Origin of the sequence: Anaerococcus kampingae, from assembly GCF_046365475.1 — a bacterium.
Lineage (GTDB): Bacteria > Bacillota > Clostridia > Tissierellales > Peptoniphilaceae > Anaerococcus > Anaerococcus kampingae.
The window spans coordinates 56127-71916 of the sequence record NZ_JBGMEF010000021.1 but is presented as its reverse complement, the minus strand read 5'-3'; the positions used below and the strand labels follow the sequence as shown (position 1 = coordinate 71916).

Here is a 15790-nt window from a genome sequence, read left to right as displayed (position 1 = left end):
AAAAGTTATGATCATTTAAGAAATGAGACTGAAAAATATATAAAATGGTACAATGAGGATAGGATTAAAACAAAATTAAACGGAATGTCCCCTGTTATGTACAGATTACATTCCGCTTAAAATATTATTAAATTATTCCGTGTTTACGGGTTCAGGTCATTTAGGGCCTAGTTTTTTTTGGTTTTATCTGTAATTTTTAATTGCGAATTCCTCACCTTTTCTACCAGCTATTGCTGATACAGCAAGGGCTATAATTAATCCTAAGAAGGTTAGAACTGAACCAAGAGAAACAGCATTTGTTGCCTTATCAGCAGTATCTTTTGCTTCTTCTACTGTTTGGTCAAGTTTTATCTTTGATTCTTCTGCAAGCTTTGTTATTTCTACGCTTGCTTCATCAATTGCCTTACTTGTCTCTTCTGAAGCCTTGTTTAGCTCTTCATAGATATTGTTAGCAATTTCATCAGCTTCTGCCTTGCTTAGGTCAGAATTTTCAGCTACGGCATTTGTAATAGCATCTTTATCAGCAGAATCTGCGATTTTTTTAGCCTTAGCACTTAGTGAATCAGTAAGAGCTTTGATTTCTGCTCCAGCGTTGTTAGGATTTAAAGCTATGTTTTTAACAGTTTGAGCAATTTCATCCTTACTTTCTTCAACTTGGCTATTTAAATATTCTGGTTGAAGCTCTTTAACATCAGTATCTGCTAGATATTTTTCAAGATTAGCCTTAAGTTCTTCTGTATCAACATCATTAAGATTTTGACTTACTCCATCAACAGCAGAACCAATTGCTGAACTTGCTGCATCCCCAGCTGTACTTGCTACATTACCAACTACATTCGCTGCTCCACCTGCTACTGCACTAACTGCTTGGCCAGCTAAACCTAATGTTGAAGCCACAGCATTGAATACAAGGGTAAATAGCAATAAGATTGTTACTGCCCAAGTAATAGCACCGTGTAATAGTCCTGTTGATCTTGCTGCATAACCTGATACAAAACCACCTACACAGAAGGAAACAATTATTGTAATAGCTGTCCATAGTCCTGTTGCAAGACCAACTCCTGCAAGTGGGTTAGCTGAGTTTGCTGAAAAGATTCCAAAGCCTAGAGCTGCTGTTAAAAGGCTAAGTACAGTAAATACTGCCGCACCTGATACAGCTCCCGCTATTATTGAACCCCAAGAAAGGTTTCTACCTGCTTGTAAACTTTCTTCTCTTTCTAAACTTATTTCTCTTCTTTTATCTGGACGATTCGATCTTCTTCTATCGCCAGGATTTTGATTATTAATCTCTGTCATTAATTCCTCCTATTTATTTTCGTTTTAATAATATAGTTTTATTATACTAGAAAATATTATATTTTAAAGTTTATATGCAAAAAATTAATTAAATTTATTTAAAAAGGCATTGTCTCTAAGGATTTCTGAAACCATATCCCTTCCCTTGTACATCTTCTTAATATTTTTAATATCAAGTATTATAAAATCAGCCCTAAGTAGGTCTTCCTTACTTTCTTCTGTTAGATAAGATGAGTTTATAATAAGAATTGGAATAATACCCTTTCCAGACCCTTCAAAGGCTTTTATAATTTTACTAACCTCATCATTATATATCTTCCTGCCGTAGTCATAATTTCTAATTTCTAGAGCAAATCTCTTATCATTCTTTTTGGCAAAAAGGTCAAAGCGATGGCTCTTCTGGTATTTTTCCTGGTATTCTTCGACAAAATACCCGCAGTTTTTAAAGGCAAGTCCAATAAATTCCTGGCTAGTAAAATCAAAATTAATCTTTCTTAAGGCTTTTAAAAGCCCGTCAGGCCTAATTTTAAAAATAGCCCTGTATTCAATCTTATCCCCACCAAGCCTTTTAAAATCAAAACCTATTACAAGCTTATCAATCACATTGAAATTGCCATGGGCTATGGCATTTCTTATATGCCTTAAAAGACTCATAGTCTTAGTTTCCCCATCTGCTAGGCTCATAACTATTTTTTGATCATCTGTGCATACTTCTCCTCTAAAGTCATCAAGTATGTATGTTGCTATATCATCAGTAAATAAGACATCCCTGTCACTTAGGTTCATAAAGCTCATTATCTCTTCAAAAATATAGTCATCATATTCCTTATTTTTAAGGAGGTCATTTTCCTTGGCCTGTTCACTATTTATATTTGGCACATACCAAAGAAGATATTTAATAGCCTCATCGAGGTCAGGGCTAAGTTTGATTGGGATTTCTTTGTGATTTATATCAAATTTTTTCCTATTTTTACAAGCTGATAGCTCAAATCTCTCAGTTATTTCCATCTCTACCTACTTTATTTAAAGTTTTTTTCCAAAAACAATTAAAACTTAAGGCAAATCTCAAAATCTCTATCCTCATTACTTACTACTTCTATATCTATAGATAAGTCCTTGCCATAAAGCCTAGCTAAATATAGGCCCATGCCTGTTGACTTGTGAATCTTATCGACTTCACCTGTAAAGGCCTTTTCAAAAATAAAAGCAAGGTCTTGATCGGCAACCTTAGGTCCATTGTTTCCTATATATAGGTTCTTACCCTTATTTCTAATATTAATAACGCCATCACAGTATTTTATGGCATTTGAAATAATCTGGGAAATTATAAAGACCAAAGTATTTTTGTCAGTAAAAACTTCTACCTCTCCTACATCTTCTTTTATGATAATCCCCTCTTCTGCAATTAGGGGATAATATGCCTTGATTGCTTCATCTACAGCTTCTTTTAGATAGATATCTTCCATCTTGTAGTCTTTTTTGCTAGCATCTAGTCTTGCATAGTAGAGAATCTGGTTGATATAATTTTCTATATTGGCATTGGCTAGACTTAGTTTATCAAGACTTTCCCTATCAAAATCATTTTTATGGTTTTCTAGGAATAAATTTGCAAAGGCAAGGGGAGTTTTAATCTCATGAGCCCACATCTCTATAAAGTTCCTATAGGAGATGAGTTTGGACCTGGATTCTTCTAGCCTCTTATCTTTTATTTTAAAAGCTTTCTGATAATCATTAAAAATTTTCTTATAGTCACTCCCAAATTCATTTACTAAGGCATCTTTTGCTAAGAAGGAATTGTTTATCAAAAATTCTTCAAGTAGGTCCTTTTTTCTTTTATTTTTATTTCTTATAGTTCTTAAAATAAATAATAGAGCCAAGATTGTAAATAAAAGTATGAAAATTATGAAATTATCAATTAATTCTGGACTTATGAGAATTATTAGAAAGATAAAGAATAAATCTAGGCCTAAAAATGCCAATATCCAAATAAGGCCATCCTTTAATGTGCTATTCATCCGCTTCTCCTAGGCCATAGCCCTGGCCTCTCTTATTGTAAATATTGTAAGGCCCAAGGTTTTTAAGTTTTTTCCTAAGCCTTGTAATATTTACCTGAAGTATATTTTCATCTATATAAATCGTTGACCAAACAGCCTCTAGAAGGTCATCCTTTGACACGATTTCTGGATAGGATTCCATTAATTTGTTGATAATATCAGCTTCTGTTTGGGGTAAGATTAGGTAGGTATCTTTATAAGATAATTTTGAAGTAGAAAGCTCAAGACTTAAATCTCCCACACTAATTATATCTTGGAAGTGGTTAAATAAATTTAAAAGCTTTTCCATCCTCAAAATTAGCATCCTAGTATCAACTGGCTTCGCTAAGTATTCATCAGCTCCAATCTCAAGTCCTTTAATCTCATCTTCTATCCCTATCCTAGATGTGAGCATTAAGACTGGAATGTTTGATTTTTCTTTTATATCTCTGCAAATATCAAAACCGGATATCCCTGGTAAATTAATATCTAAAATTACAAGGTCAGGTCTTTTTTTAAGAGCATCCTCACTTGCCCTTAAGAAATTATCCACACTTGATACTTCATATCCCCTATTTTCTAAAAATTCTCTTAGTTCATTTAGGAGATTTCTATCATCTTCAATTATTAAAATTTTCTTCATAATAAAGTATCCTTTCATAACTTACCTTTATGATAAATTTTAAAAATAGGCTTATCACTAACAAAAGACCAAGACTAATTAAGGCTAGGGTTCCAATTATTTTGCTAATTTTTATTCTAAAAAATAAATCTATACTAAAAGATAGGTTGGTAAATAAAAATATTGTCACAAAAATCGAAGCAAAACCCACAATGAAGAAAAGTATCGTATAAACTTTTCTAATTATTGACCTGATTTCCTCCATATCTTGGCCCATTAAGCTTAGAATCCTTAATTTTTCTTTAGATTTTTCAAAGTAAATGAAAATTCTAATTGTGAAAAAGCTTAGGCCAGCCAAAATAAAAATCAAACTCAAATAAAAATAGGTATATAAATTTTCTGTAATCTGAGAGATTGCATTTTTTGCTTGCCAAATATAAGATTCATACTTATAATCACCATCAATAAAGGCCTGTCTTAACATATCAGACCCCTTGGAAAAACCAAAAGAATTTACAAAATCTTTGTTTAGGTTTATATTGTAGGCAAAAGGTTCTTTTTTATCGATCAAAGACCCATAAACCTCATCATTTACAACAACCATACTAGATAAGCCTATTACATCATTAGAAAAAATCTTATTTGACTTTACAAGTTTTCTTACTTTGTAATCTTTTCCAGCTATTTTTATCAACCCATCTTTTTTGGCAAGACTTGCTTCAAGACCATATTTTTCATTTTCACTTTCTGCTAGGAGAATAGCTTCATCATCCTTTAGATCAGTTTCTATTTTATAAATATTATCAAATGATGATTCTGTAAGCAAAAAACTTGGTCTAAAATAAAACTCATTTCTTGTGGACCTATCAAGGCTCATATTTTGCTTAACCAAGTTAATTATTTCCACTGGGTAGATATCAAAATACTCATAACCATAAACTGGATAAATTTCTCCGATCATTTGAGTCATGTCTAAGTCTTCCTTTAAAAGCTCGATTTTTTCTTTAGAATCATAAAGGGTAAAGTCAGCAGGTCTTTCTAGGGAATTTCTTGATGCTAAACTTGTTAAAATAGTATAGGCAAGGATAAAAGTGCCTGCAATAAGCATAAAGCTTGTAAATAGCAAGGAAAGCCTATCTTTTTTGAAAATTAAGCTTAAGCTTTTCCTTACAATTATATCTTTTCCACTGCTTTTTTGGAAAATTTTAGAAAATATAAAGAAAACCATTAGTAAGAATATGCTAATTAAGCCTATTACAATGATCAATTCTTCCATTAAATAAATTCTATTTAAAATAAGGCCGATAACAAATAAAATCAAGGCCAAAAACAAAAAGAAATCTGACCTAGATTTTAGCTCTCCCCTCATTATTTCATCCGGTTTTATCTTATAAAAATCCCTAACAAGAGTATAAATTGAAAGGCTATTTAAAAATAAGCTTATTGCTATTGTTAAAACTATCGCTTTAAAAGAAATACTAAAATTATGGTAATTTAAACCCAAACTTAAGATCTTAACTGTAAGAAGATTTATAAATTCATTTATAAAAATAGCAAGACCTATGCCGTAAAGATTTGCCTTTAAAATATCTACAAATGAATCTTTTAAAAAATTTTTAAAAAGTCCTTTCTGGCCTAAGCCTTCTGCCATCAAAAGACCTACATCATTTTTCCTCTCACTTATAATATAAAAGCTTGCATAGTAGATTAAAATAAATATGAAAATTAGAGAAACTAAGTAGATTAGCCTAACAGTATCTAAAAGATAGAGCCTATTTTCTTCGTAGATATAGGAAAAAACTTCAGACTTATCAAATGATAAAATTATGTAAGATGTAATTGATGATATTATTAAAATTAAAAAATAAAGTTTTTTGCTAGACCTTTCTTTATTCATCTTAAAAGCATCCTATCTGCATTTTCTATCCTTATTAAGAAATCTTCCCTGCTCTCTTCTTCCTTGCGTCTTAGCTCGTTATAAATAAGACCATCCCTTAAAAATATAACCCTATCTGTGAAGGATATTGCTCTTAAGTCATGGCTTGCCATTATAATAGATTTCTTGTAGACCTTGTTACATGTTTTTAAGAGTCTTAGAACCTTTTCCCCAAGCTTACTATCAAGAGCACTTGTAGGCTCATCAGCAAGGATTATTTTTGAATCCTTAAGAAGGGCTCTTGCTATGGCGATTCTTTGCTTCTCTCCTCCAGATAGATTTTCTGAATATGAATTAAATAGTTCAACAATTTCCAAAATCTCAGCCAATTTCATTACTTTATCCATATCAACTTGCTTTTTTGAAATATTAAATGGCAGAATTATATTTTCATAGCCAGTAAGGCTATCTATAAGTTTAAAATCTTGATATATATAAGAAATAACATTCTTCCTAAAAGATGTTATCATTCTCCTATTAAAAAGGGAAATATCCTTATCATAATAGGAAATAGAGCCCTTGTTAAAGGACCCTATTGTCGCTATAGCATTTAAGATAGTTGTCTTTCCCTACAATGTCAAGCAATTGTTACATAAAATTAGACGATATTTCTATCGCCTAATTTATATACAAAACTTTTATTTTAACTTTTTTATACGTTCACTTTCTGTTAGAATCCTCATTTGTTCAATAGCAATTGCATTTAATTTTTCTATCCTTTCAGTTGCATCCATTCCCTCATTTATAAAAACAGCATTTAAGTTCTCAAGATTTGATAAACACACTAATTGTGATATATCAGCATAGTCTCTCATATTTCCTTTTAACTCCGGATTACTTTCACGCCATTCTTTTGATGTCATTCCAAACAAAGCTACATTTAATATATCTGCTTCACTTGCATAGATATAGTTTATTCTTTCCTTTGATAATTTCTCAGGGACAAGTTTATTCTTAATTGCATCTGTATGAATTTTGTAATTTATCTTAGCTAAATTCCTCTTGATATCCCAACCTAATTGTTTTTGTTCTTCTTCTTTTAAGCGCTCAAACTCTTTAATAAGATAGAGCTTAAAATAAGGTGATACCCACGATGCAAATTCAAAAGCTATGTCTTTATGTGCATATGTTCCACCATATCTTCCTGCTTTGGCAACAATTCCGATAGAATTCGTCTTATTGACCCATTGTTTAACCGATAAAATAAAACGATTAAAACCTGCTTCATTTTTAATTCCCTCGAATTCGGTGGAATTAAAATTCGCATTATACATTTCTTCCCATATTCCTAAAAATTCAATTGTATTTTTATTCCTTAGCCATTTTTCTATTAGTGCCACACCATTTTCAAGATTTCTAACCATGTCGGTTAAAGAAATATAATCTCTATTATCTATGGCAATAATGCTAATTTCTGATCCTTCCACATTTATTTTAGACACAAAAATCACCTCACAATATCTCATTTTAACTATAATTATATCATTTTTTTGTTCCTAAATATTTACCTTATCAACTCATAGTAAACAGTACTATTTGTTTCCGCAAATTTCCTCGCCATTATTTTTATTTTGGCGTATTAAAATTAAAGTTGGCGAGATTATGAGTTACTTTTAATGCTATTCATCTATTTTTCTACAATTTCTCTTTCTCCACTTCTTGATACAACTATTTTATCAATAGAACTATCTACATAGGCTTTCAATAAATTATTCTTATCTAATGAATTACCATCAAATTCTTTCTTCAAATCAATCTCCTCTGACTTCAATTCTTTCAACTTACTCTCCAATAATATCTTTTTATCTTGTATAAGAGATTTTTCCTTTAGATACGCCTCTTTCGAAATATTTTTCTTTTTATAGTTTTCATAGATAATTTGTAAATTACTGTTTAATATGGATATTTCCTTTAGAATCTCTTCTTTTACATTCTTGTGTTCTATAACTTTCTCTTTATTTAATGTGTTGTGAATCTTAAAATCTTTTAATTTAGGTTTTATAAGTTCAATAATATCTTTCTCTTTGATATTGTTTGGTGTTTTCTCATCTTTACATAAATTACAATAATAACTTTTGTACTTGTATATTTTATCTGAATTCTTCTTTTGTCTACTGTCACATCGAAAACTCATATGTCTACCACATTCTTTACAAAAAATCTTATCAGAAAAAATAGAACGATTTTTGTTTCCTGTATATCCCCCAAAACTTCGTTTTTCTTTTATTTTCTTTACCTCATCAAATACTTCTCTTGAAATAATAGCTTCATGGGTATTTGGAAATATTTTCCACTCCTCTTCAGGAAGTAAAATTCTTTTTCTTCCACCTATTTTTGTTTCTTTGAATTTATTATATACATAATCTCCTGTATATAGTTCGTTCCTTGTAATCTGTGAGATAGCTGCATTTGTCCAAACTCTTTTCTTTACCTCACTTCCAGTAATTAAATTTCCAGTATAATCAGAAAGTTTCAGTTCTTCTTTTCGTTCAGAGCGTGTAATATAACCTTTTTCATTAAATATATTAGCCACTTGAATACAGGAATATCCTTTTAGCAATAAATCAAAAGCTTCTTTAACTATAAAAGCTGTTTTTTCATCAATGATGATACTATGTTTATCTTTAGGATCTTTAATATATCCAAAAGGTGCTGCCCAATTTATATTTTTCCCCTGCGATTTAATTTGCCTAATAGAACTTCTTACCTTTTCAGATAATTCCTTACTGAATAAATCATAATACAATGTCTTAAACTGTGTATCTGTATCTAAGCCATTGCCTTGTTCTTTTAAAGAATCATAGTTGTCATTAATAGCAATAAATCGTATTTTTAGAAATGGTAATATATTGCTTAAGTAATCCCCAAGCAAAATATAATCTCTTGAAAACCTAGACATATCTTTTACAATTATAGTTCCTACTTTACCACTCTTTATATCCTCAATAAGCCTTAAAAAGGAAGGTCTATTTGTATTAGTAGCAGAATATCCATCATCTACATATTCTTCTATTTCACAACTTTTTAAAGATGTTTCATTTTCAATGTAGCTTTTTATATAATCTCTTTGATTTGCTATACTTTCACTTTCATCTACTTTGTGATAATCTTCTTCAGAAAGTCTTAAATATATAGCTATCTTATTCATGCTCTACCTCCAACTGCTTTCCCACATCTTTATCAAGTTTAAACTTAAAATATATGGTAACCTGCTTATACTCTGATATTTCTATATGGCTAATTAATGTATCGACCAATTCTTTATCAACTTCTATGCTTTTAGCATCCAAGCAGCAAAATAGTACATCTATAAATTCTATAATTTCTCTTTTTTTCTTTTTTATATTTCTTATTCTTTCATCAAAAACTTTTAATTCATTTTTCAAGGTTTTTATTTGATTATTTATTTTTTTACTTTCTATTTTAAAATCACTTAAAAGAACATCTCCTTTAACATAGTTTTCATATTGTTCTTGTAGATTGATACTAAGAGAAGCAATCTTTTTATTATTTACATCTGTTTTTATAAAAACTTGATTTATCTTTTCAGCACTTATATTTTCTAAATATATTTTTAGTTGTAATCTTTTATCCTTTTTATAAAAGCTTGAAAACAGTCTTTTTAAGGTATCTACTAAAATTTTGTCGAGGTCTGTTTCATATATTCTGACATGAGATTTTTCCAATTTTAATCTGTCTCCACCTTTACAATAATAACAATAGCAAATCTCATCATGATATTTCAGTCCTCGTGGTCCATATTGTTTTTTCAAATTTCTACCACAAACACTGCACTGTATAAGGTCGTCATACTTTCCTTCTTTTTTATGATCTCTTTGAATTTTTACTCCAACATTTTCTTTTCCGTCTTTTATTATGTTTTTCAGTGAATGGTAAGGTAGATAGTTTTGTTTTTTCTCCTTTATCTCTCTGATATTTTCAAATGTAGTTTTGTCTATTAACCCTTCGTGGGTGTTTTCTGTTATAATCCACTCTTCTTTATCACGAAACTTACTTTTCCTACTTGGATCATGTCTATTTGAGTATACTCTTTGAATCAAATTCCCAATATATACTTCATCAGAAAGCATTTTTGATATATAAGAAATATCCCATTGTTTTGTATCTTCTTTATCCTTAAAAATTTTACCTGTTCTTTTATATTCATCAGGTGTCGTATATGTTTTAGTCAATTCTCTTGCTATTTGCATATTGGATTTACCTTGATTTGCCATATAAAAGATAAGTCTTACTACATCTGCTGCCTTTTCGTCCATCATCAGAACTCTTTTTCCATCAATTTTATCAACCTTATAGCCATACGGAGCCATTGCTCCTATAAAAGACCCTTGTTTCATTTTTATTTCTTTAGAGGCTTTTATTTTCTTTGAAATATCTTTTGCGTATAAATCATTGAAGATATTTTTTATTGCTATTTCATAACTCTGATCTGATTTTATACCGTCTTTGGTATCCAGATTATCATTTACGGAAATAAATCGAACTCCCAAAAATGGAAATACTTTTTCGATATAGTTTGCGATTTCTAAATACTCTCTACCAAACCTTGACATATCTTTTACTATGATACAATTTATCCTACCTGTTCGGATATCTTCCATCATTTCAATAAATGCAGGTCTTTTAAAATTTGTTCCAGAATATTCATAGTCCTTGTATACTCTTAAAATCTTTATATCTTTTTCTTTTGCAGCATTTATACAAAGTTCTTCCTGCATTTCAAGTGAATTACTTTTATCCCTGTAAGCTTCCTTTCTTTCCTGTGATAATCTAGCATAAATACCGGCAATGTATATTTTTTCAATCACTTTTCCAACTTCTGTTTCTGATTGTGATATATGCCTATTTTTTGTTCTAGCCACAGCATACCTCACTTTCAGCACTTACAAGACTTTTATTCATAACAGTGGGGATAGTTTTTGACTTCCTGCTTATATCGATACTTTTCTTTTTTATGGTGTTAGATTTAATGTCAGACTTATCTATTTTTGTCATTTCTTCAAGTAAAGACAATTCTTCGGTATGATTAAACCTAACATCTATCGTTTTATCTTCAGAAATAAAAATTTTATCAATGAGCATCACAACAGACAATCTATCTATTTCCGATAAATTTTTATACTTGTTAATGTCGATGATCCAACTCTTATTTTTGTTAATCTTCTCCTTAGTATATTCCTGTTTTTTCAATCTATACTCGATACTTTCATCTAATTTAGTCAGTTTCTCTGTATAGTTTTTTCTAAAAAGTTGATATTCTTCTTTACTAATAACATCTTCTTTTAGGTCAAGGTATAGAGAAGATAAGAGTTCTTCTGTCATTGCTTTTTCTCGTCTTAGTATAGGAATTTGATTGTCTTTCAAATTTTTATTTATATCTATACGCTGAACTTTAGAATATAGATTTTCATTAAATTCAATGTAGGACTTCATTATTTTAGATACTGCTTTTATCAAAGTTTCTTCTTTTATGCTGTGTCTTGTGCAAGATTTTCCCTTGTTGTACTTTGAACAGATATAGAATATCTCTTCTCTTTTTTTATACTTTACAGTCCTTCTAATCAAAGAACTTCCACATTCTTTACAAAAAAGCATTCCTGTAAAAATATCAATTTTGTCCTTTCCACGAGAATTATTCAAATCTCTTTTTAACATAGTATTTGCAATAGTAAAAACTTCTTTACTTATAATTGCTTCATGGGTATTTTCTACTCTTATCCATTCTTCTTTCTCTTTTTCTATCTGCTTTTTATTTTTATAACTTAAAGTAACACTCTTTCCTTGTAAAGTATTTCCAATATATACTTCATTTTCTATAATTCTATTTACTGTCTTTGCTGACCAAGTTCCACCTTTTGTATTTTGAAATCCATTACACTTAAATCCTTGACTTTCTTTATATTTTCTTGGAGTTAAAACTCCTAAATGATTTAGTTCATCTGCAATTGCCTTTGAGGAATATCCCAAGAGCTTCATATCAAATATATTTTTAATGTTTTTAGCAACTTGTTCATCAACCACTAACTTATTTTTGTTCTTTTCTGATTTTTTATATCCATAGGGTGCAAAGGCACTGATGAAATCACCTTTTTCTCTTTTTATCTTCTGGGAGCTTTTTACCTTATTGGAAATATCTCTGCAATAACTGTCATTGATGAAGTTTTTTATAGGAAGTATAAGATGTGTATCGTTTATATCTGCACTTCTACTATCGTAATTGTCATTTACTGATATAAATCTTATACCGTTTTCCGGAAATATTCTCTGAATATATTTTCCAGCTTCTATATAATCTCTTCCGAATCTTGATAAGTCCTTTACAATAATTGTATTGAACTTTCTATCATAGGCAGCCTTCATCATTTCTTTAAAATTGGGACGATCAAAATTTGCACCTGAATACCCATCATCCACATACTCTTTGACAATTGTAATTTGATTTTTTCTTGCATAAGAGTTTATAATTTCTCTTTGATTGGATATAGAGTTACTCTCTGTTTTTTCGCCATCTTCTTTTGATAATCTTAAATACATAACTGCCAAATTTTCTTTTGCTAAATTGTTTTTAAACACAAAAAAGCCTCCTTTAATTCAATTTACATACAATAAATCGAACCAAGGTTAGGCTTCCACAAAAATATTATAATGCTCCTTATATTTTTTGTCAGCCCCTAATAGACAGAAAATTTTTCTTTGATGTATTCCTCTACTAAATTTTCTAAACTAAATCCATTTTCATTAAATTTAACTTCTATATTCCAACCATCAATTTGATTTATTGTCTGTTTATCTTTTTTATCTGTTTTCATTTCTATATCTATATTATGTTCATCACACATAATATCTTCTCCTTATCTTCAATATTTTTAAGTTTTTTGACATTAACAGGCGTGTAGGCCACGACATTGGAATTTCACCACCGCCCCTTTTCAAGATGAGCCGGCAACAACTGTAGAAGTATCATTATCCCCATTTGCTTCAATGCATCAGTTTCCTAGGCTGAATATATAATTTCTTTTTGTCGCTCGTTTTCTTTTATCCTTCTTTTAACTAGAGTATTTATTTAAGCCGAAATCCTTATCAGCAGAAAAGTCATGGCGAAGAAATTATAAAGCTCCACAAATGGTTAATGTCCTGTCTTGGTCTATTCAGTTGTCAAGGTTCAAATCTATATATAACGAGGTTTTAAAAGTCCCTCTATATATAAACCTTAATTTTTATGCCTCTTGTTTCCATTTTTTTGAAGTATTTTTTAATTTCCCATAAAAAACAAGAAGATCCTTAGTAATTCCCTAATCTTCTACATCGAGTAGTTTTTTTAGTTTTTGTAATATTTTATTTCTTGATGTGAAAATTTTTTTGGAAGATACATCTTTTTCTTTTGCTAGATCTCGGATTGTTTTTTCTTCAAAATATAAAGCATCGATTATCTTTCTTTCTTCCTCATTTAAGTTATCAAGTGCCTTATATAGATCCCCTATTCTAAGCTTAGTCTCAATTATCTTTTCTACATTTACACTTTTATCTACTATATTTTCTATAGCATCATTTTCGCTTGTAAAATAAAGATCTCTATACTTTCTATCTAGTCTTGATAGATACTCTTCACGATTCTTTAGTTTCTTATATTCTCTATAAATTTCATCGCTTACATATATTTTCTTTCCATCCACATAAATATATTTTTCTTTAGACATCTTGTCCTCCTTTTCTTTTTCAAATTCTTTTTTGAAAATAAAAAAAGGAGGACTGCGACATTTAGACATGCCGCGTCCTCTAAAAAATAATAGTTTAAAAACTAAATGCAGTTTTTTATTAAATCTAAAAAATAAAAATAAATATGATGTTTAAATAGGTAGATAAACTTATTATTTCCTTATATAGATTTTTTATCATTAAAGTATCTACCTCCATTACACATATATCTTTCTAAATATAGATATGAGCATAATTATCTTTTTTTATATCTAAATATTTTATTGAAAGTATTAATAACTAAAGCTTGTCATGAAATTTATTAGCTTCCATGCTTGTGTGATTATCTAAATTATTATTAAAATAATTTATAAATCTGAGTTTTATTTGTTCTTTCAAATTCTTAAATTTTTTATCATCCTTAGATTCAACTAAAAAATAGCATATATAGATCTGAATTCTTCACAACTGAATATTTTATCTATTAATATTTCTATAATATTTGTATTAATAATACTGTCTACATCCTTTAATACAAATTCTATGAATTTCACAAAATTAAATTTTTCAGAAATTAAATCATATAAAATATCCTCTTTTCTTTTATAATAAGTATATAAGCATCCTGTACTTATTCCCGCTTATATATATCATTATTGACTTATTAAACCTTTTGGAAATAAATACTTTTTTCCCAGTTTTTTTGTATTTGTAATTTTTTTGATTGACGGATAATCTTTATCTTTTTGAATTTTCATTCACAATGAAAATCTCTCCCTTCAAAGTCTAAATATATTATTTTTTAAAATGTTATTTAGTTGCCTTTTACCATTTTTGAAAGAGCTTTTCCTTGCATTATTAATCCAACTATAATCATCAATAAATCAACTGCCGGCTCTGCCCACCAAACTGCACTACTACCGAAAATTTTAGGAAGTATTAACATAGCTGGAACAAATAAAATAAGTTGTCTTAGCATTACAATCTTTCCTGCCTTTTTGCCATCACCAATAGCTTGGAAAAATGTTATGGTCATAACCATTACTCCGTATAAAATAAATACTGAGTAAAATAATCTAAGATTATTCAATCCTTGTGATATTATTTCTTCACTTACATTAAATCCTGATAGAATTTCTCTTGTAAATATTTGTACAGGTATCCAAAATATTGCAGCAAGAACTAGTCCGCCTATTGAAAATACTTTCATAGTTTCTCTTACCCTATCAAATTTTTTAGCACCAAAATTTGTTCCAACGACCGGTTGAAGTCCTTGGCTCATTCCCCAAAGTGGAATGAATGAAAAGGCATAAATTCTTAGAGTTGCTGCCATTAATATGCCGTTTGTCTCTCCTCCGTATAAAAAGGCTTGTTTATATAAAAGTGTCTGTTGAATCATAAAGAAAACTTGCATAATCATTGCAGAAACTCCTACACCAAACATTTCTTTATAAACTTCTTTATACTTTCTAATTTTTCCTATTTTTACATTTTCACTTTTATTTTTAAAGTAATATAAAGTTACAATAGCTTGAATAATTTGAGCAACTACGGTTGCAATGGCAGCCCCTTCTATGGCATATTCTCCCATAGCTTTCATAAGTATTGGATCAAGAATAATATTTATAAAGGCTCCCATTGCCATAATTCCCATGGCTCTTTTCATAAGACCTTCGCCACGCATAACCATATTAGCTGATTGTGTGAAGTTTACAAAAATAGAGCCTAAAAATATTACCCTTAAGTACCTAACTCCAAGTTCTTTAATCTCTCCACTTGCACCTACTAAGTCTAGAAAATGTGGAGCTAAAATTATTCCTCCAACTGTAATTATTACGGAAAATAAAATTACAAAATAAATCAAATTTCCCATAATCTTATCTACGGTTTCTCTATCACCTTTTCCAAGAGATCTAGATAAAATTGATGCACTTCCCACTCCAAGTAAAGTTGATGTACCACTGTTAAAAAATGTAAGTGGAAGTGCAACTCCACAAGCGGTCATTGCACTTTGTCCTATAATATTTCCTGCAAAAATTCCATCCATTAATGGATATAATCCTATAACTATCATTCCGATTACAGCCGGAATGGATAGTTGAAACATTAAAGATAATGGACTTTTTGTAAGAAGTTGTTCTTTCATATCCTGTTTCACGTACTTACCTCCATTTATAATAAATATTT

At 29.7% G+C, this 15790-nt stretch carries 14 protein-coding genes; 1 reads left to right on the top strand and 13 read right to left on the bottom strand.

All coding sequences use genetic code 11. From position 1 onward, the window contains the following. The coding region (locus tag ACCQ42_RS06680; protein ID WP_410035725.1) for an IS3 family transposase at window positions 1-120 on the top strand (120 nt) is incomplete at its 5' end. A 63-nt stretch (window positions 121-183) separates the two neighbouring features. Here ACCQ42_RS06680 and ACCQ42_RS06675 read toward each other — a convergent pair. From ACCQ42_RS06675 to ACCQ42_RS06615, 13 genes are all read right to left on the bottom strand, one after another. Beyond that, the gene (locus ACCQ42_RS06675) at window positions 184-1296 is read right to left on the bottom strand and encodes a YrzE family protein (RefSeq protein WP_106460652.1); all 1113 of its coding nucleotides are present in this window, start codon (window positions 1294-1296) and stop codon (window positions 184-186) included. 84 nt (window positions 1297-1380) lie between these two features. After that, window positions 1381-2304, bottom strand: coding sequence for a hypothetical protein (locus ACCQ42_RS06670; RefSeq protein ID WP_410035721.1), 924 nt, complete (start codon window positions 2302-2304; stop codon window positions 1381-1383). A 38-nt stretch (window positions 2305-2342) separates the two neighbouring features. Continuing rightward, complete coding sequence (locus tag ACCQ42_RS06665) at window positions 2343-3311, bottom strand: sensor histidine kinase (protein ID WP_106460654.1); 969 nt, start codon at window positions 3309-3311, stop codon at window positions 2343-2345. Then, the gene (locus tag ACCQ42_RS06660) at window positions 3304-3972 is read right to left on the bottom strand and encodes a response regulator transcription factor (protein ID WP_158698381.1); all 669 of its coding nucleotides are present in this window, start codon (window positions 3970-3972) and stop codon (window positions 3304-3306) included. The genes ACCQ42_RS06665 and ACCQ42_RS06660 overlap by 8 nt, the downstream gene beginning before the upstream one ends. Continuing rightward, entirely contained in the window at window positions 3950-5848 is a 1899-nt protein-coding gene (locus tag ACCQ42_RS06655) for an FtsX-like permease family protein (RefSeq protein ID WP_106460656.1), read from the bottom strand. Before ACCQ42_RS06655 ends, ACCQ42_RS06660 begins: the two co-directional genes overlap by 23 nt. Further along, window positions 5845-6444: an ABC transporter ATP-binding protein gene (locus ACCQ42_RS06650; protein WP_410035724.1), complete on the bottom strand. Its 600-nt coding sequence runs from the start codon at window positions 6442-6444 to the stop codon at window positions 5845-5847. Before ACCQ42_RS06650 ends, ACCQ42_RS06655 begins: the two co-directional genes overlap by 4 nt. 81 nt (window positions 6445-6525) lie before the next feature. After that, window positions 6526-7329, bottom strand: a complete 804-nt coding sequence (locus tag ACCQ42_RS06645; RefSeq protein ID WP_036762283.1) for a KilA-N domain-containing protein — start codon at window positions 7327-7329, stop codon at window positions 6526-6528. Window positions 7330-7514: 185 nt separating this feature from the next. Next, window positions 7515-9035: a recombinase family protein gene (locus ACCQ42_RS06640; protein WP_410035720.1), complete on the bottom strand. Its 1521-nt coding sequence runs from the start codon at window positions 9033-9035 to the stop codon at window positions 7515-7517. Next, entirely contained in the window at window positions 9028-10770 is a 1743-nt protein-coding gene (locus ACCQ42_RS06635; RefSeq protein ID WP_195216087.1) for a recombinase family protein, read from the bottom strand. The genes ACCQ42_RS06640 and ACCQ42_RS06635 overlap by 8 nt, the downstream gene beginning before the upstream one ends. Next, window positions 10763-12481: a recombinase family protein gene (locus ACCQ42_RS06630; RefSeq protein ID WP_410035719.1), complete on the bottom strand. Its 1719-nt coding sequence runs from the start codon at window positions 12479-12481 to the stop codon at window positions 10763-10765. The genes ACCQ42_RS06635 and ACCQ42_RS06630 overlap by 8 nt, the downstream gene beginning before the upstream one ends. A 98-nt stretch (window positions 12482-12579) precedes the next feature. After that, window positions 12580-12747 carry a hypothetical protein gene (locus ACCQ42_RS06625; RefSeq protein ID WP_003033296.1) on the bottom strand — a complete coding sequence of 56 codons (168 nt, stop codon included), beginning with the start codon at window positions 12745-12747 and terminating at the stop codon, window positions 12580-12582. A 453-nt stretch (window positions 12748-13200) separates the two neighbouring features. Further along, on the bottom strand, window positions 13201-13605 hold the full coding sequence (locus ACCQ42_RS06620; protein ID WP_072469600.1) for a sigma factor-like helix-turn-helix DNA-binding protein: 405 nt from the start codon (window positions 13603-13605) through the stop codon (window positions 13201-13203). An 812-nt stretch (window positions 13606-14417) separates the two neighbouring features. After that, window positions 14418-15761, bottom strand: a complete 1344-nt coding sequence (locus ACCQ42_RS06615; protein WP_019034951.1) for an MATE family efflux transporter — start codon at window positions 15759-15761, stop codon at window positions 14418-14420. Window positions 15762-15790: the final 29 nt, after the last annotated feature.